Source organism: Mesorhizobium sp. WSM4836 (assembly GCF_055811815.1).
On sequence record NZ_JBVVQF010000006.1, the window covers coordinates 135,850 to 153,374 of the forward strand.

The 17,525-nt window shown below is 62.0% G+C and carries 19 protein-coding genes; 11 read left to right on the plus strand and 8 right to left on the minus strand.

Translation table 11 applies throughout. The features are described from left to right. Positions 1-47: 47 nt before the first annotated feature. Entirely contained in the window at positions 48-848 is an 801-nt protein-coding gene (locus tag AC0L2P_RS10160; protein WP_473501090.1) for a phosphate/phosphite/phosphonate ABC transporter substrate-binding protein, read from the minus strand. An 82-nt stretch (positions 849-930) separates the two neighbouring features. Next, a complete protein-coding gene (locus AC0L2P_RS10165) occupies positions 931-1,941 on the minus strand; it encodes a fatty acid desaturase (protein ID WP_473501091.1) in 1,011 nt (336 codons plus the stop codon). Positions 1,942-2,169: 228 nt separating this feature from the next. Between AC0L2P_RS10165 and AC0L2P_RS10170 the strand changes: the two genes are divergently transcribed. Then, positions 2,170-3,012 carry a helix-turn-helix domain-containing protein gene (locus tag AC0L2P_RS10170; RefSeq protein WP_473501092.1) on the plus strand — a complete coding sequence of 281 codons (843 nt, stop codon included), beginning with the start codon at positions 2,170-2,172 and terminating at the stop codon, positions 3,010-3,012. 89 nt (positions 3,013-3,101) lie between these two features. Beyond that, positions 3,102-4,118, plus strand: coding sequence for a betaine--homocysteine S-methyltransferase (gene bmt / locus AC0L2P_RS10175; protein WP_473501093.1), 1,017 nt, complete (start codon positions 3,102-3,104; stop codon positions 4,116-4,118). 147 nt (positions 4,119-4,265) lie between these two features. Here the strand turns inward: bmt and AC0L2P_RS10180 are convergent, their stop codons facing one another. From AC0L2P_RS10180 to AC0L2P_RS10195, 4 genes are all read right to left on the minus strand, one after another. Next, a complete protein-coding gene (locus AC0L2P_RS10180) occupies positions 4,266-6,386 on the minus strand; it encodes a vWA domain-containing protein (RefSeq protein WP_473501094.1) in 2,121 nt (706 codons plus the stop codon). Between the two features lie 2 nt (positions 6,387-6,388). Further along, on the minus strand, positions 6,389-6,949 hold the full coding sequence (locus tag AC0L2P_RS10185) for an RNA polymerase sigma factor (RefSeq protein ID WP_473501095.1): 561 nt from the start codon (positions 6,947-6,949) through the stop codon (positions 6,389-6,391). Between the two features lie 74 nt (positions 6,950-7,023). Continuing rightward, positions 7,024-7,695 (minus strand): hypothetical protein, encoded by a 672-nt coding sequence (locus tag AC0L2P_RS10190; RefSeq protein WP_473501096.1) that lies wholly within the window; start codon positions 7,693-7,695, stop codon positions 7,024-7,026. Between the two features lie 107 nt (positions 7,696-7,802). Then, entirely contained in the window at positions 7,803-9,377 is a 1,575-nt protein-coding gene (locus AC0L2P_RS10195; protein WP_473501097.1) for a trimethylamine methyltransferase family protein, read from the minus strand. A 308-nt stretch (positions 9,378-9,685) separates the two neighbouring features. On the opposite strand from AC0L2P_RS10195, the gene AC0L2P_RS10200 reads away from it, so the two are divergent. Beyond that, the gene (locus tag AC0L2P_RS10200) at positions 9,686-10,384 is read left to right on the plus strand and encodes a corrinoid protein (RefSeq protein ID WP_473501098.1); all 699 of its coding nucleotides are present in this window, start codon (positions 9,686-9,688) and stop codon (positions 10,382-10,384) included. 81 nt (positions 10,385-10,465) lie between these two features. Here the strand turns inward: AC0L2P_RS10200 and AC0L2P_RS10205 are convergent, their stop codons facing one another. Further along, the gene (locus tag AC0L2P_RS10205; protein ID WP_473501099.1) at positions 10,466-10,606 is read right to left on the minus strand and encodes an EncA/B family entericidin; all 141 of its coding nucleotides are present in this window, start codon (positions 10,604-10,606) and stop codon (positions 10,466-10,468) included. Positions 10,607-10,670: 64 nt separating this feature from the next. Here AC0L2P_RS10205 and AC0L2P_RS10210 point away from each other — a divergent pair, with 64 nt between their 5' ends. Further along, on the plus strand, positions 10,671-11,300 hold the full coding sequence (locus AC0L2P_RS10210) for a DUF1638 domain-containing protein (protein ID WP_473501100.1): 630 nt from the start codon (positions 10,671-10,673) through the stop codon (positions 11,298-11,300). Positions 11,301-11,308: 8 nt separating this feature from the next. On the opposite strand, the gene AC0L2P_RS10215 is transcribed toward AC0L2P_RS10210, so the two are convergent. Further along, a complete protein-coding gene (locus AC0L2P_RS10215; RefSeq protein ID WP_473501101.1) occupies positions 11,309-12,232 on the minus strand; it encodes an NAD-dependent epimerase/dehydratase family protein in 924 nt (307 codons plus the stop codon). 121 nt (positions 12,233-12,353) lie between these two features. Here AC0L2P_RS10215 and AC0L2P_RS10220 point away from each other — a divergent pair, with 121 nt between their 5' ends. The 7 genes from AC0L2P_RS10220 (at position 12,354) to AC0L2P_RS10250 (ending at position 17,461) form a co-directional block, all read left to right on the plus strand. Then, positions 12,354-12,929, plus strand: coding sequence for a DUF4893 domain-containing protein (locus AC0L2P_RS10220; protein ID WP_473501102.1), 576 nt, complete (start codon positions 12,354-12,356; stop codon positions 12,927-12,929). A gap of 78 nt (positions 12,930-13,007) precedes the next feature. Continuing rightward, positions 13,008-13,208 (plus strand): hypothetical protein, encoded by a 201-nt coding sequence (locus AC0L2P_RS10225; RefSeq protein WP_473501103.1) that lies wholly within the window; start codon positions 13,008-13,010, stop codon positions 13,206-13,208. Between the two features lie 43 nt (positions 13,209-13,251). Then, complete coding sequence (locus AC0L2P_RS10230; protein ID WP_473501104.1) at positions 13,252-14,163, plus strand: fatty acid desaturase; 912 nt, start codon at positions 13,252-13,254, stop codon at positions 14,161-14,163. A gap of 236 nt (positions 14,164-14,399) precedes the next feature. After that, positions 14,400-14,702 carry a virulence factor gene (locus AC0L2P_RS10235; protein WP_473501105.1) on the plus strand — a complete coding sequence of 101 codons (303 nt, stop codon included), beginning with the start codon at positions 14,400-14,402 and terminating at the stop codon, positions 14,700-14,702. Next, positions 14,695-15,318, plus strand: coding sequence for a methylenetetrahydrofolate reductase C-terminal domain-containing protein (locus tag AC0L2P_RS10240; RefSeq protein ID WP_473501106.1), 624 nt, complete (start codon positions 14,695-14,697; stop codon positions 15,316-15,318). The genes AC0L2P_RS10235 and AC0L2P_RS10240 overlap by 8 nt, the downstream gene beginning before the upstream one ends. Further along, positions 15,315-16,406: a methylenetetrahydrofolate reductase gene (locus AC0L2P_RS10245; RefSeq protein ID WP_473501107.1), complete on the plus strand. Its 1,092-nt coding sequence runs from the start codon at positions 15,315-15,317 to the stop codon at positions 16,404-16,406. Before AC0L2P_RS10240 ends, AC0L2P_RS10245 begins: the two co-directional genes overlap by 4 nt. An 80-nt stretch (positions 16,407-16,486) precedes the next feature. Further along, positions 16,487-17,461, plus strand: coding sequence for a methyltetrahydrofolate cobalamin methyltransferase (locus AC0L2P_RS10250; protein ID WP_023676516.1), 975 nt, complete (start codon positions 16,487-16,489; stop codon positions 17,459-17,461). Positions 17,462-17,525: the final 64 nt, after the last annotated feature.

Below are 17,525 nucleotides of genomic sequence, written 5' to 3' on the forward strand. Positions count from 1 at the left end.
AACAGGAACCTAAGCCCGTTGCATGAGGACGACCAACGCAACGCGCTTTATGTGAGCGCGGCGATCGCTTCGCGCATCGCGGCGACAATCTCTTCCGGTGTCGTTCTGGCGGTGATGAACGGCAAGCCTTTGCGCCGCCTTGTCCAGCCGACGACCGTCACCTTCTGCGCCGTACGCTCGAAACGCTGCGCCAGCGCCCAGCTCTCGCAATCAATCGCCGCCGCATCCGCGCTGCCCTCGGCAACAGCAACGATCGAAGCACGGTGCCCAAAGCTTTCGCTCAGCGCGGAAAAGATATCCAAACTCTCGCCCAATGCTTGCAGGTCGCGGCTTGGCGCGATGATGCCCGACATGGAATCGAGACTATTGAAGGTGAAACGTTTACCGCGCAGCAGATCGAGCGGAATGGCGGCGCTGCCGTCGGCCGGCGACCTTGCCGGCGATGCCTCGCCCGCCCTCATGACGATGGCGCTCGAATAGAGTTCGCCGTGTCCGCCCTCGAAGGCATCGTAATGCGGCTGGCCGACGAGTTGGACACGTTGCGACAGGCCGAGTTCCATCGGTCCCCAGCAGGTTTGCGCAAAGAGCAGCGCCGGGTGCAGCCAGAGCCGGTGAAAATCCAGCTCGTCCGGCGGCAATGTCGCCGGATCGGGCGCGATGAGTTTTCCCTGATCGTCGCGAATACCGCCAGGCATTGGAGGCAAATCGCCATTGCGGCGAATAACCGTCTCCGGCGCATCGATGCCTTTTTTTCTGAAAGCATCGCGCAGCCGTGCCCATTGCGCGTCGACCTCGTCCCGCGCTTCCGGCCAGTCATACATCGGCAGAGCCGCAATGAATTCGCTCATGCCGGGATTTGACCGTTATGCGGGGAATTGACAAGGTCAGGAAAGCGTCGTCCGCGCGGCACCGCCTGCGACAATGCAAAAATCATTCCTTCGGCGGCTCGGCGGGTACCGGTGCGCTGCCAAGCCCGTTGAGGCTGCGCGCCCTGACACGCGGCTTGAACGCGCGTCCCGGTTCCGGCATGCGCCGCAGCACGGGATGGACGACCGGCTCCTTCGCCTTGAAGGCATAGGCCCTGAGCAGCGCGAAATAGTTCGGATAGGCGTAGCCATTGTTCATCCGCAGCCACTCGTCGCGGCGGTCGTGAAACAGCTTCGGCAGCCTGTACCAGGCCACTGTCGGGCTCTTGTGATGGACGAAATGCAGATTGTTGTTGAGGAACAGGAAGGATAGCGGCGAGCGCTCGACGATGATCGTGCGGCCTTCCGGATGTTCCGACCATTGGTGCTCGGCGTAGGTGCGGATCGAAATCAGCGATTGCCCAAGCCACACCGGCACCAGAACGTAGAGCCACAACGGCAGGCCGAAGCCGAACTGCACGACGGGCAGCACGATGGCGAGGCCGATCGCGTGCAGTAGCCAGGCCCTGCGGACGACCTTGTCGCCCGCGGCAACCTGCCTGGCGTCGTCGATGAAGAAGCCGATGCAGGAAAGCCACGGACCGAGCACCAAACGCCCGAGCATCGTGTTGTTGATCTTCAGCAGGAACTTCATCGCCGACGGCAGTTCTTCGTGCTGCCAGAGCGCCTTGTAATAGCTTTCGGGATCGTCGAGCGGATCGGTCAGGCGCTCGTCTGCATGGTGGCGCAGATGAATGGTCTTGAACCTGCGAAACGGCCAGACAAGCCCAATCGGCAGGAACACAATGGCTTCGTTGAGCCGCGCGTTCCGGGTTGGGTGGCCGTGCAGGACCTCGTGCATTAGCGAGGATTGCAGCGCCGCAATCAGGGCCAGAAGGGCAAGCGCCAGCAGCGGGTAAGAGGGCCAGAGCACAAAGCCGGTAGCGAGCCAGCCGCCGTAGCAGAAAAGTGCGAGAAACACCGTCGGCCATTCGATGGTCGCCGCGCCGTGTCGCCTGTTGCCCATGCTCGTCATGCTATCGACCACTGCCTTTCAGTCGCCGGAACCCGCTTGATTCCTGACAGCATTGTGTCAGGAGCGTTGCATTGCTGCAACGCGATAAAGCGCACAAACTGTTGCGATTGCGCATTTTCAGCTGCATATGTTATGCATTGTAAACAACGTACCGGATTCATTTACGCCTGAAGCTCCGCGTCCGCGGCTTCAGCGCAATTTTTTCCTCCTATCTGGTGGAGTGGCGATTTGGACAAGCGCGACCTGTCGACGATCTTTCGCGAGCGCCTGAAAATGCTCTTGACAAGGTCCGATCTGAACCAGTCGGCCTTCGCCGCCGCGGTTGGCATCGACCGTTCGGCGCTGTCGCAGCTGCTCTCCGGCGCCTCGACCCGCCTTCCCCGCGCCGAAACCCTGCTCAACATCGCCGCCGAATTCAAAGTCTCGCTCGACTGGCTGCTCGGCCTCAGCCACGACGAGGGCGTCACCGGCGAAATCCGCGAGAGCCTTGAGATCGAGGAGGCGCCGGACGGCTTCGACCGTACGCTGCTGGCTCGCTGGCATGCCGAGGCGGCCGGAACGAAAATCCGCTACGTGCCGGCCGGCATTCCCGATCTTCTGCGCACCGAGGCGCTCGTCGACTACGAAGCCGTCATCGCCAACAAGAGCCGCGAGGCACAGGCCGGCGAAACGCAGTACCGCATCGACTACAACCGACGGCCCGAAACCGACATGGAAGTCTGCATGCCGCGCCACACGCTGGAGATTTTCGCGCGCGGGCTGGGCGTGTGGGACCGCTTCCCGGAGGCCGACCGCCACCAGCAACTCCTGCACATGGCGACGCTGCTCGACGACCTCTATCCCACCTTCCGCCTGTTTCTCTATGACGGGCGGATGCGCTATTCGATCCCCTACACCATCTTCGGGCCTTATCGCGCCGCCATTTACGTCGGCGACATGTATCTGGTGCTGAATGCCACCCAGCCGATCCGCATCCTGACCAGCCATTTCGACAATCTGATCCGTGCCGCGGACGTCAACGCGCATGAGGCGGCCAACTTCACACGAAAGCTGGCGGAGATGCGGTTTTGACCGGTTGCTCTTCGCGCCGACATTGACGCCACATAAAGAGTTCTTTATATCCTTATCTCAGTTATTCTCCCGGGAAGGCGTATTTCACCATGACCAATCCGATCGACGCGCTGCTTGCCGAAAAGGGCGTCCTGCTCGCCGACGGCGCCACCGGCACCAATCTGTTCGCCATGGGCCTTGAGGCCGGCGAGGCTCCCGAGCTCTTGAACGAGACCGCGCCCGACACCATCACCAGCCTGCACCAGAACTTTGTCGATGCCGGCGCCGACATCATCCTGACCAACTCTTTTGGCGGCACTCGTCACCGGTTGAAATTGCACCATGCGCAGGACCGGGTCTACGCTCTGAACAGGCGCGCCGCCGAGATCGCAAGCGCCGTTGCAAAAAACGCTGGCCGCAAGGTGATCGTGGCCGGCTCAGTCGGCCCGACCGGCGAGTTGCTGGTGCCGCTCGGCGCCATGACCTATGACGAGGCGGTCGAGGCCTTTGCCGAGCAGATCGGGGGGCTGAAGGCCGGCGGCGCCGAAGTCGCCTGGATCGAAACCATGTCGGCGCCGGACGAGATCCGTGCCGCCGCCGAAGCCGCCATCCGCGTCGGCTTGCCCTATACCTATACCGGCTCCTTCGACACCGCCGGCCGCACCATGATGGGGCTGCTGCCGAAGGACATCCACGGTGTCGTCGACGGCCTGTCGCAGACGCCGCTCGGTGTCGGCGCCAATTGCGGTGTCGGCGCCTCCGACATTCTCGCCTCGCTGCTCGACATGACCGAGGCGAAGCCGGAAGCAACGGTGATCGTCAAGGGTAATTGCGGCATTCCCGAATTTCGCGGCGCCGAGATCTACTATTCCGGCACACCCGAGCTGATGGCCGACTATGTGCGCCTCGCCGTCGATGCCGGCGCCAAAATCGTCGGTGGCTGCTGCGGCACCTCATTCCAGCACCTTGCCGCCATGCGCAAGGCGCTCGATGCGCACACCAAGTCGGATCGCCCGACCGTCGAGCAGATCGTCGAACGCATCGGCCCGATGCGCAACAAGCAGGCGACGGTCAACGTCGCCGAAACCAGCGAAGCCCGCCGCGAGCGGCGGCGCGGACGCGCCTGACGCTTTCGGTTGCGAGGCGGTCCGCGAAGCGATGCAGCCACAAAAAAAGGCCGGCAAGGTTTCCCTCGCCGGCCTGCCTCACCCGCCCATAGGCCGGCTCCTCCTGTCAGAACGATCCCATCTGAAAGAAACCGGCCATCATTGCCACTACCGGTTACCGCCCAGCGCCGAGGCAAGGCGCACAAGCGAGAGGAACTCGGACCGGTACCCAAACGGGTCGGCTCCTCTGGCCGCGGTGGCAATCTCCATGATCTTGTCGTAGCCGAACTTCGCGGTCGCATCCTCGTCGCGCAGCTTCTGGCCGAAGGCAGCGACGGCAACGGAGAAACGCTGGTCGGTGCTGGCCTGGTCGAACGACGCCACCTCGTTGGCTGACGTCACCGGCGTGGTGATCAGCTTCGAAGTGTCCTCGTTGGGCAGCTTGTAGCGGATCTTGACGAAGGCATATTCGTCGGCATTGGCGACGCCGCCATTGTTCACCGAGGCCTGGCCATAGCGCAGCTGATCGATCTGTTCGCCGCCGCTGCCCTTAGGCGTGATCTCGTACATCGCGGTGACCGAATGACCCGAGCCGATCTCGCCGGCGTCGACGCGGTCGTTGTTGAAATCCTCTCGGTTCAAGGCGCGGGTCTCGTAGCCGATCAGCCGGTATTCCGAGACCTTGTTCGGGTTGAACTCGACCTGGATCTTCACGTCCTTGGCAATGGTGAACAGTGTCGAGGAGGCATCCTCGACCAGCACCTTCTCGGCCTCCGCCAAAGTGTCGATATAGGCGGCGGTGCCGTTGCCGTTCTGGGCGATGGTCTGCATCATCTGGTCGTTCAGATTGCCGCGGCCGAAGCCGAACACCGACAGGAACACGCCTGTCTTGCGCTCCTTTTCGATCAGCCGCTTCAGATCGTCGTCGTCGGTCTGGCCGACATTGAAATCACCATCGGTGGCGAGCATCACCCGGTTGATGCCGTCCTTGACGAAGGATTTCTGCGCCAGCCTGTAGGCTTCCTTGATGCCCGCCTCGCCTGCCGTCGAGCCGCCGGATGCCAGATTGTCGATGGCAGCGAGGATCTTGTCCTTTTCCGAAGCCTTGGTGGGCTCCAGCACGGTACCGGCATCGCCAGCATAGGTGACGATCGAGACGGTATCGTCGGGCCTCAGCTTGTTGACCAGCAGCCGGAAGGCCGACTGCAGGAGCGGCAGCTTGTCCTGTTCGTTCATCGAGCCCGACACATCGATCAGGAAGACCAGATTGGCTTTGGGCTGCTCGGCCGGCTTCACGTCGAAACCCTTGATGGCGACATGCATCAGCCTGGTGTGCTCGTTCCACGGCGTCGGCATGACGCTGACCGTCGAGTTGAACGGCACCGAGGCCAAGTCCGGGCCTTTCCAGTCATAGGGGAAGTAGTTGACCATCTCCTCGACGCGTACCGTATCGGCCTGCGGGACAAAACCGTCCTTCAGCGAGCGCCGGACGAAGGAATAGGAAGCGGTGTCGACATCGATCGAGAAGGTCGACACCGGGTCTTCGAGTGCGGCATGCACCGGATTGGTCTTGAAATCCTTGACGCGGTCGCGGTTTTCCTCGTGCGGCAGCATCTGGTCGGCCGGCGCAGCCGCGGGCTGCTGTGCCATCAGCTTGGAATCGGCAACGGTACCGGGCATGCGTCCGACCCGCGCGCCGCCATCGACTGCCGGAGCAGCGGAGCTTGCACCCCCATCCAGCGCAAACCCGCCGCTCTGCGCCGGTTCGGGTGCATTGCGGGTGAGCACGTTCTGCTGCGTCAACCCGCCGACTGCGGTCGATTCCGCTTTCGGCGGCGATGTCGGCGCCACAAGCGCCTCGCCGGCATCGCGGCTTTCGCTGTCGGCGTCCACCTTCTTCTGCTTGTCCGCTTCGGCAACGACCGGCGGTTTGACGGTCGCCGGCTTGTCAGCCAGCGTCTCGGTGATCTTTTCGTCGCCGCCGAATTCGGGCCCGCCGAATTTGGATTCCCCCAGCATATGGATGGTGGCATATCCGGCGATCGGCAGGGCAACAAGCCCGGCAATAGCCGGCGTGGCGAAGAGTTTCCTTTGCATGATTTCGCTCCAGAGCCTTTGTGCTCGCTCTGTGAGACGAAGCCCGCTCACCGATCCTTGGGCGGCCGGCAAAGTTTTTTCTTCCATGTCATAGGCGCGCAGCGCGGCCTCGAGGGCACGCACCTTTGCATCCGCGCCGGGCGCCGGTGCTGCGATATCGCGCAGCCTATTCAGTTGATTGTCGTCGACCATGGTCACACTTCCCCGGCTGAACGCATCAGCGTCTTCAGCCGTTTCTTCGCTTCATGGATGTGCCAGGAAACCGTTGCCTCCGAAATCGCCATCGCCTCGGCGGCAGCTGCGTGGCTCAGCCCTTCGCCATAGACCAGCAGCACCGCGTCGCGCTGCTTGTCAGGAAGCTTGCGCACCGCCGTCCAGAGCGCCTCGGCCGGGTCTTCCAGCTCTGCAGAGGTTTCCCCCGAAATCAGCGCATAGGCGCCATACGCCTCGGTCTTGACTGTCTCGCGCGCGGTCTTGCGCATCATGTCGCGCGCCGCATTCAGCGTCATGGTGTAGAGCCACGTCGTGAAGGCGCCGCTGCCGTGATAGTCGCGTATCGCCCGGCCGAGCCGGACGCAGACTTCCTGGGCGATATCCTCGGCGTCGGCCTTTTTCCCGCACCAGCGATAGGCGGCGCGATAGACGAAACCATAGTGTCTTTCGAGCAATTTGCCGAAAGCAGCCCGGTCTCCGCCCTTCGCTCGCCCGATCAGTTCGGCGTCGGAGGCTTCGCTTTCGTCCAGCATCATCGCCATCATTTGCCTGTTGGACGAAGGCTAATGGCGGTTCCTTGGGGCGATGGGAAGAATCTTTTTGGCGGGCAGTCACGTTACAAACGCGCGAATGCTGCCATGTGAAAGGCCTGAGCCTCGGCCGGATAGCGATAATCGGTGCCGTAAGGACAGGCATTGCGATCAAGGCAGCCGCCGGTCCGGCAGGGCGCGCCGTTTTGCCCACGCACATGCGTCAGACAGGTTTCATGCGCAAAACCATCGGCAGAATACGCGTCGACCGGACAGGATTTCAGGCAAGGTTTTTCCAAACATGTATCGCAAAGGTGGATCACGTCGCGGGGTTCTTGGAGCGCGAATTCGTCTTCGAACAGCAGCGCGCCGCGATAGGCGTGCCAGAGCCCGTATTGCGGATGCATGAGGATGCCGAGCGGCGACGGCTTCAGCGCCTCCGCCCGCATCGCCCATTGCTGGAACGGCAGATAAGGCCTGTCGGACGGCGACACCGCGCGTGCCCCGAATCTTTCGGCCACGACACCGATCGCTTCGCGAGACCAAGCGTCGAGCGGATCATCAAGCGGCTGTGACTGTTTCTCCAGCCAGCGCAGGAAGTGCGGCCAAGGTGCGGCACCTGCCTGCCCGACCAGCAGGACCGATCTGGCGGCGTTGCCGGAGAGACCGGAAGGTGTTTCCCCACCGCCTGCAAAATTGAAGCCGCCACGCAGAATGAGGCCGTTGGCGGAAAGCGCAGCCGCGATGGTTTCCGTCATGCCGCGCTCAAGTATCATCCCTTCTTGTCCGGGTCGGAGAAGGCGCTCCGCCAGACTTCCTTGTGGATGATGTTGGCGACTTTAGCCCCGCCTGATTCGGGCTCCCTTCAGGTGAAGGCGTCGGCCATCGACGCCTTCTTCCTGGCGATGAAGTCCTTCAGCCCGTCGTCGATGCCCGGGTCGAGATAAGGCGCCTCGTAGCTCTCGAGCCAGCGGCGGGCGAGCTCGTTCGCGCGCTGCGGCGCGGTTTTTTCGCCTTCGGCCAGCCACTGCTCGTAGGAATTGTTGTCGGCGATGTTGGAACGGTAGAACGCGGTCTGGAAATTGGCCTGGGTGTGATCGCAGCCGAGGTAATGGCTGCCTGGGCCGACCTGGCGGATGGCATCCATCGCCTGACCGTTTTCCGACAGGTCGACACCCTCGGAGAACTTCTGCGTCATGCCGAGCTGGTCGATATCCATCATGAACTTTTCGTAGCAGGAGGCGAGACCGCCCTCGAGCCAGCCGGCCGAATGCAGCACGAAGTTGGTGCCGGCGAGGATCGTCGAGTTCAGCGTGTTGGCGCTCTCATAGGCGGCCTGCGCATCGGGGATTTTTGAGGCACAGAGCGAACCGCCGGTGCGGAACGGCAGGCCGAGCCTGCGGGCAAGCTGTGCAGCGCCATAGGAGACCAGCGACGGCTCCGGCGTGCCGAAGGTCGGCGCGCCCGACTGCATCGAGATCGACGAGGCGAAGGTGCCGAACAGCACCGGCGCGCCCGGACGGATCAGCTGTGTGAACGAGGCCCCGGCCAACACTTCGGCCAGGACCTGCGTCAGCGTGCCGGCGACAGTCACCGGGCTCATCGCTCCGGCAAGGATGAACGGCGTGACGATGCAGGCCTGGTTGTGGCGCGAATAAACTTTCAGCGCCCCCAGCATGGTCTCGTCGAAGACCATCGGCGAGTTGGCGTTGATCAGGCTGGTCAGCACCGTGTTGTTCTCGACAAAATCGTCGCCGAACACGATCTTGGCCATTGCCACCGTATCTTCAGCGCGCTCGGGTGCCGTCACCGAACCCATGAACGGCTTGTCCGAATATTTGATATGGCTGTAGACCATGTCGAGATGGCGCTTGTTGACCGGCACGTCGACCGGCTCGCAAACCGTGCCGCCGGAATGGTGGATCGACGGAGCCATATAGGCGAGTTTCACGAAATTCCGGAAATCCTCGATCGTCGCATAGCGCCTGACGCCGTCGAGATCGCGCACGAAGGGCGGTCCATAGACCGGCGCGAGCACTGTCGCGTTGCCGCCGATCTGCACCGAGCGCTCGCTGTTGCGGGCGTGCTGGGTATAGACGGACGGAGCGGTCTTCAATAGCGAGCGGCAGAGGCCCTTGGGGAAATGCACCCGCTCGCCCTTGACGTCGGCGCCCGCCTCTTTCCAAAGCTGCAGTGCCTCGGCGTCGTCGCGGAAGATGATGCCGATCTCTTCGAGCACAGTGTCGGTGTTCTTTTCGATCAGCGCCAGCCCTTCCTCGTCCAGCACTTCATAAACGTTGATCTTGCGCTTGATATAGGTGAGCTGTGTGCCGGGGCCGCCGCCCGAACGCGCAGCCCGTCGGGCTGCGGCGCCACCGCTGGCAGCGCGCCCGCGCCGTGCGTTTGACGCTTCCTGATCGACCGGCGCGTTCTCACTCATGATCGTTCTTCCCTGGCTTTCGTTCTGGCCTGATTTACTCCGGCCGGGCTCTTGTACCGGCCTGAAATCCGTTTGCGGCCGCATATTGCGGTCTCTGGCCGGATCGTAGCCATGCACCCTATTCGAAACGGCCCGCCAGCGCCAACGCCTGTCGCAAAATCGACAAGAATTCCAGGAGATTTACGGTCGCTTTCGTTTTGCGGGAAGTCGCAAATCAGCTATGGACAACCGGCCCGCGCAGGTTAGGTATTGACGCGATATTTTTAAGCTGCCGCAATAGTTGTAGCCGGCAAGGAGCCTGAGAAAAAATGGCCGACGACGAGATCATCCTTTCGGAACTCTCCGACGACGAATTGGTGCAGCAGATGCACGACGATCTTTACGACGGGCTGAAGGAAGAGATCGAGGAAGGCACCAACATCCTTCTCGAGCGCGGCTGGCAGCCTTACAAGGTTTTGACCGAGGCTCTGGTCGAAGGCATGCGCATCGTCGGCGAGGACTTTCGCGACGGCATCCTGTTCGTTCCCGAAGTGCTGCTGTCGGCCAACGCGATGAAGGCCGGCATGTTCATTCTGCGTCCGCTGCTTGTCGCCACTGGCGCACCGAAGCAGGGCAAGATGGTGATCGGCACCGTCAAGGGTGACATCCACGACATCGGCAAGAACCTGGTCGGCATGATGATGGAAGGTGCCGGCTTCGACGTCATCGATCTTGGCATCAACAATGCGGTCGAAAAATATCTCGATGCCATCGAAAAGCACCAGCCCGACATCATCGGCATGTCGGCGCTGCTCACGACGACCATGCCTTACATGAAGGTCGTCATCGATACGATGAAGGAAAAGGGCATTCGCGACGACTATGTCGTGCTGGTCGGCGGCGCACCGCTCAACGAGGAATTCGGCAAAGCCGTCGGCGCCGACGCCTATTGCCGCGACGCCGCGGTGGCGGTCGAGACCGCCAAGGACTTCATGAAGCGCAAGCACAACGTCCGCGCTTCGGCTTGAGCTAACAAATTCGGCACCGACGAAAAAAGCCGCGCCTTGCAGTGCGGCTTTTTTATTCCCAAATGTTTGAAATCGTGCAGATCAGGGTTTCTTGACGGTATCGTCAACCGCCTTCGCAGTGGATTTGAGATCCTTACCGACGCCGCGCACCGTGTTGGCGCAGGCTGAAACAGCCAAGGCGCAGGCGAGAATAGCGATTGGCGCACCGCGGAACAATTTCATGAATGGTGTCTCCCTCAGCAAATAAATTCGCTGGACAGCAACGAAGATCGATTAGACTGGTTCCATGACTACCGCGCGAAAACAACGATCAGATCAAGGTGACAGGCTGCTCGTCATCGCCTGCGGGATGATTGCGCGCGAAGTTCTGGCGGTCAAGGAGCAGCTCGGGCTCGACCATCTCGACCTGACCTGCCTGCCGGCGGAGTTCCATTTCTATCCGGACCGCATCGCGCCGGCCATGGACAAGGCAATCGCCAAGGCCAAGGTGGACGGCTACAAACACATCTTCGTCGGTTATGCCGATTGCGGCACGGGTGGCCTGCTCGATCGGATCTGCGAGAAGCATGGCGTCGAGCGTATGGCCGGGCCGCATTGCTTTGCCTTCTACCAGGGCATGGATGCCTATGCGAAGGTCGCCGATGACGACATGATGTCGTTCTACATGACCGATTTCCTCTGCCGGCAATTCGATGCATTCTTCATGAAGCCGCTCGGCCTCGACAAGCACCCGGAGCTGATCAAGGACTATTTCGGCAACTACGAGAAGCTGATCTATATCGCTCAGACCGACGACCCGGAACTCGACAAGGTCGCCGAAAAGGCGGCGAAAATGCTCGGCCTCGCTTATGAGCGGCGCTCGACCGGCTATGGTGACCTGACAAAGGAACTGGCCCGCGCTGCAATCCAGGCTTGACGATATTTCTAGGCAAAGCCTTCGTCAGCTTCGAGCCCTGCGAGCACATCGGCAAAGCTCGTCTTGCAGACGAAACCCAGCCGGTCCCTCGCTCGCGACGCGTCGTAGACCCGGTCGATCGACGAAAACATCGTCCAGCCTTTCTTCGCGTAGAGTGCCGGATAATCCGGAAAATAGCGTGCGACAACCGACGGTGCGTCGGCGATCAATGCCCCGCAATCATCGGGCTGAAATGGCGTCGGTGCTGAGATGATGAAGATGTCGAAGCCCAATTGCGGCGCTTTCTCCAGGGCAGCGATGTGGGCGTCGGCCGCATCCTCTACCGTCAGCCGGCGGAACAAAAGCTCATTGGCCTTGGTGTTGGCGTCCGACTGTTCGATCACATGCGCCATGTCGTCTGCCTCTGGAAAAAACCGGGCGGTGCGCAACACGACCACCGGCAGGCCGAACTGCAAATGATAGAGCTGGCAGAGGTGTTCGGCTGAAAGCTTGGTGACGCCATAGATGTTGCGCGGTTCAGGCGACATGTCTTCCGTCAGCCATGCCGCCTTGCGCGCCCCGCCGGTGAGGCCGGTGCGGATGGTTTGGGAAATCATCAGCGATGTCGTCGACGTGAAGACGAAACGCTGAACGCCGAATGCAGCCGCCGCGTCGAGCAGGTTGAGCGTGCCGCGCACATTCGTCTCGACGAAATCCTCGTTGCGATGACGTTCGATGTCGGGCTTGTGCAGCGCGCCGCTATGGATGATGGCCTCGATGCGGTTCTCCTCGACCGCCCTCATGACCAGGTCGCGATCGGCGACTGAGCCGACGATTGGCGTTTCCGAGGATGGGACGGGATCGAGGCCGGTGACGTCATGGCCGAGAGTCCGCAGGCGTGGCGCCAAGGCCAGGCCCAGCCAACCGGACGATCCCGTCAGCAAGATCCGCATTCTTTCCACCTCCTTTCTGCCGTCGATGCTCAAGCACGGATGACAGAGCGCGGCGAAACATTAAGGTATGCGCCAGACAAGAAAACAGGCTGCTCCAGCCATCAAAAGGGAAACGCCACCGATGATCGCTCGCCTCATCACTGCCGCAGCAGTTGTCTTCTGCTTTGCCCTGCCCGCGTTCGCCGATGGCGAGGTGCAGAAGCTGATAACCGCCGCCGACAAGGCGCGGCTCGACAAATATGGCGAGACGCGCAAGGCAGCGCTTGACGAGGCGAAGGCCGGCGATCCCGCCGAGGTCAAGCAGCTCGACGCCTTGCTGGCAAAGCCGCTGGTTTCTTTTTCCGATACGGACCTGACCGGCAATTGGCAATGCCGCACCATGAAGGCCGGCGGATTGAGCCCGCTCGTCATCTATGGCTGGTTCAAATGCAAGGTGAGCGACGACGGTTCCGGCTGGAGACTGGAAAAGATCACCGGCTCGCAGCGCACCAAGGGCCGCTTCTTCGACGATGGCGAGAAACGCGCGGTCTATCTCGGTTCCTTCTACGTCAACGACAATCCGGCAAAGCCCTACGGCAGCGGCCCGGAAAGCGACCAGGTCGGCTATGCCTTCCGCAACAGCGCCAGCGAATGGCGCATCGAGTTCCCGGCGCCCTACTACGAATCGAAGCTCGACATCCTCGAATTCAAGCGCTGAGCCCTCCGATCACCAAGGGTTAACCCGGCCGATCTTGCATTCGCGCGCAAAGAACAGGTCTTTGTAGGGTCGCGAAGCATGGCACGGTCGAAAACAAACCAACGGCCGATCGTCGTCGTCACCGAAGGCGGCCCGCATATCTGGGCGATCGTCAACGCCATCGCCGACCACCTCGCGCCTGTCAGCGTCATCCTCGAAACCCCTGAATCCAAAAAGCAATTGCTTCTCGGGCGGGCGCAGCGGCAAGGCTGGACCGGGATAAGGAACGGCGTCTGGTGACGCGCCGATTTACCGGACGGCCACCTGCCGCTAACATTGCATCATGAGCGACATCGACCACCGCACCATCATTGCCGGTCTTTCGGTCGAGGACCGTCGCGACCTCACCGCCAGGCTTGACGGGCCAGGCATTGTCCGGCTGGCCGGCCATGGCGGGCTGGTTATCCTGCTGGGCGCGCTGATCGCTGCCCGCATCCCATTCTGGCCGCTTCTCGTCTTGCCGCAGGGAATCCTGATCGTCTTCTTCTTCACGCCGTTGCACGAGACCATCCATGAAACGGCGTTCAGGACGGCGTGGCTCAATCGCGCTGTTGCCGCCGTGGCCGGCTTTCTAATCCTGCTGCCGCCGGCATGGTTCCGCTATTTCCATTTCGCCCATCACCGCCATACACACGACCGGGAAAACGACCCCGAACTGATGGCGCCGAAGCCGGAGACCATCGGCCAATATCTGCTCTATCTGTCCGGCGGCCCCTATTGGATAGGCATGGCTCGCGTGATCGCAACCAATGCGGCCGGCCGCAATCGCGACGGCTTCGTGCCGGAAAAGGGTCGCGGCAAGGTGGTTGCCGAAGCGCGGCTGTTCCTGATCGGCTATGCGGTGTTGCTGGCCGCATCGCTAGCCGCGCAGTCCGAGCTGCCGTTGTGGGTCTGGATCCTGCCGGTGCTGGTCGGACAGCCGTTTTTGCGGGCCTACCTGCTGGCCGAACATGCGATGTGCCCGCATGTCACCAACATGCTCGAGAACACTCGCACCACCTTCACTACAAGGCTGGTGCGCTTCGTCGCTTGGAACATGCCGTACCATTCGGAGCACCATTCCTATCCGGCCGTTCCCTTCCATCGCCTGCCGCGCTTCCATGAGATCGTCGCGGAGCATTTACGCACGACCGAACGAGGTTACGTGCGCTTCCACAGGAAGCTGGTCGGCAGCTTCGATGGCCGCGCCGGCTGACCAGCGCTGGAAGAAAGTCCGCTTTCAGCCGCGGCCGCCGATTGCGTCGCTTTTGAAGGCGCCCGCGTCGTCCCATAACAAGCAGCCCAACAACGCTTCCGGCAATGCTCGAAACCACTGCACCGGCCCAAAAGATCGGAATCGATCTTCGGACGGAGCGATGCAGCGGAGTTAGGTGGTAGAGCATCGTTTGTGCGTTCGATTGGACGCGCGGCGCTCTGCAGGAGCAGGAATTCATGGCCGATCTGATCGTCGTCTACTGGCGCGACATCCCCGCCCAGGTCATCGTCAAGAAGGGCCGGCAGAACGCCAAACGCGAACTGCCGTTGCGCTTCACCGAGGCGATCGACATGTGCGCCATGCGCACCGGCGCCGGCGGCACCGACGACTATCTTGCCGAATGGCGCAAGGCAGAGCCCATCCCAGTCGGTGACGATCTTGAAGTCGAGGCCGAGAAGGCCCTTCAGGAACTTGATGCGAAGTACGACCGTGAGCGGCTGGTCGCTCTGGTCAAGGCGGGCGGCAAAGAAAATGTCTGATCCCCAATCAATGCCGGCGACGACGGCTCAAGCCGGCGTGACCCAGGCGACCATCGTCAAGAAGGCGGCACCGAAATCCGACTACAAGCCGGCCGACGTGTCGCCGCAGCGGCGCGTGCAGCGCTCGTTTGCGGTGCGGCTTTGGTCGGTGCGGCACTCGCGGCTCCTTGAATGGTTCTACGCCAGGTTCGCCGACATGTTCCTGGCTCTCCACCCACTATGGAAGGGCATCGGCTACAGCCGTGTCGAAGGGCCGGTGAAGTTTGTCGAAAAGCGCGTCAAGGGCTTCATGTTCGACTGCCGCATGTGCGGCCAGTGCATCCTTTCCTCGACCGGCATGTCGTGCCCGATGAACTGCCCCAAGCAATTGCGCAACGGCCCTTGCGGCGGTGTCCGAGCGAACGGCAATTGCGAGGTCGAGCCTGACATGCCTTGCGTCTGGGTCAAGGCCTGGGAAGGCTCGCAGAATATGGTGCATGGCGACAAGATTTTTGACGTGCAGAAGCCGGTGGATCAGTCCTTGCGCGAAACCTCCGCCTGGCTGCGGGTCACCGCGCAGGCCGCGGCCGCCCGCAATGCGGCCCAGAATACTACGAACACCGGAGCATCGGCATGATCGGCCGCCAGCTAGACGAGAATCCGGCCGGCATCCATTTGCCGCTCGATCCCCTGCCCGGCCACACCTCCCGCGGCCGGCTTGAGCGGGTTCTGCGACGCGGCGAGTTCGCAGTCACGACCGAGCTCAATCCGCCCGACAGCGCCGATCCGGAAGACGTCTACAACCGCGCCAGGATTTTCGACGGCTGGGTCGACGCCATCAATGCCGTCGACGCTTCCGGCGCCAACTGCCACATGTCGTCGGTCGGCATCTGCGCGCTGCTGACCCGCATGGGCTATGCCCCGATCATGCAGATCGCCTGCCGCGACCGGAACCGCATCGCCATCCAAGGCGACGTGCTTGGGGGTGCAGCGATGGGTGTCGCCAACATGCTCTGCCTGACCGGCGACGGCGTGCAGGCCGGCGACCAGCCCGGCGCCAAGCCGGTGTTCGATCTCGACTGCATGTCGCTGCTCGAAACCTGCCGTATCATGCGCGACAACGGAAGATTCCTGTCCGGTCGCAAACTCACGACGCCGCCGCAGCTTTTCCTTGGCGCGGCCATTAACCCGTTCGCGCCGCCGATCGATTTCCGGCCCTATCGGCTTGGCAAGAAGATCGCCGCCGGCGCGCAGTTCGTGCAGAGCCAGTACTGCTTCGACGTACCGATGTTCCGCGACTACATGCAGAAGGTCCGCGATCTCGGCTATACCGAGAAATGCTTCATCCTGTGCGGCGTCGGGCCGCTGGCCTCGGCCAAGACGGCCAAATGGATCCGATCCAACGTGCCGGGCATTCACATTCCCGATCAGATCGTCAAGCGCCTGGAAGGCGCCCAGGATCAGAAGAAGGAAGGCAAGCAGCTCTGCATCGACATCATCAATGAGGTGAAGGAAATTCCCGGTGTGTCCGGCGTCCATGTGATGGCCTATCGCCAGGAAGAATACGTCGCCGAGATCGTCGACGAATCCGGCGTGCTGAAGGGCCGCCGGCCGTGGAAGCGCGAAATCCGCCGCGACGACCAGCTCGTTGCCGACCGGCTCGACCACATACTGCATGACGACCTCACCGAAACCCAGGTCGACATGGTCAAGACTGCGCATTGACGGCGCGAATCGTCAGCATTCGCTTGATCAGAAACAGATAACGATATAAAGAACTCTTTATATCACGACGGAGAGATTTCATGACCCGGACCATCGTCGCCTCGGCGACACGAGAAATCATCATCGGCTTCGATCAGCCCTTCTGCGTGATCGGCGAGCGCATCAATCCGACGGGCCGCAAAAAGCTGGCCGCCGAAATGATCGCGGGCAATTTTGAGACCGTCATCAAGGATGCGCTGGAGCAGGCCGCCTGCGGGGCGACCATGCTCGACGTCAATGCCGGGGTCACCGCAGTCGATCCTAACGCCACCGAGCCGGCGCTGCTGGTGCAGACGCTGGAGATCGTGCAAGGCCTGGTCGACCTGCCGTTGTCGATCGACTCCTCCGTGACTGCGGCAATCGAAGCGGCGCTGAAGGTCGCCAAAGGCCGGCCGCTGGTCAATTCCGTCACCGGCGAGGAGGAAAAGCTCGAAGCCATCCTGCCGCTGATCAAGAAATACAATGTTCCGGTCGTCGCCATCTCCAACGACGAGACCGGTATTTCGATGGACCCCGATGTGCGCTTTGCCGTGGCCAAGAAGATCGTTCAGCGCTGTGCCGACTTCGGCATTCCGGCGCATGATGTGGTCGTCGACCCGCTGGTCATGCCGATCGGCGCGCTGGGCGATGCCGGCCGCCAGGTATTTGCCCTGCTGCGCCGGCTGCGCGAAGAGCTCAAGGTCAACACCACCTGCGGCCTCTCCAACATCTCGTTCGGCCTGCCGCACCGTCACGGCATCAACGCCGCCTTCATCCCGATGGTGATCGGCGCCGGCATGACCTCGGCGATCATGAATCCGGTGCGGCCGCAGGAAATGGAAGCGGTGCGCGGCGCCAACGTGCTGAACGGCACCGATGAGAACTGTACCAACTGGATCAGGACCTACAAGGACTACAAGCCTGCCGAAGGCGGCCAGGCCGTTGCCGCCCGGACACAGGTCAACGCGCCGGGCGACGGCAATGGCAATGGCGGACGCAGGCGCGGCGGCCGCGAAGCGCGGATGGCACGGGGTTGAGCCATGGCTTGGCCGACACGATATGGGGCCTAGGACTGGGGAGGAACCGAAACACAGCGGCATC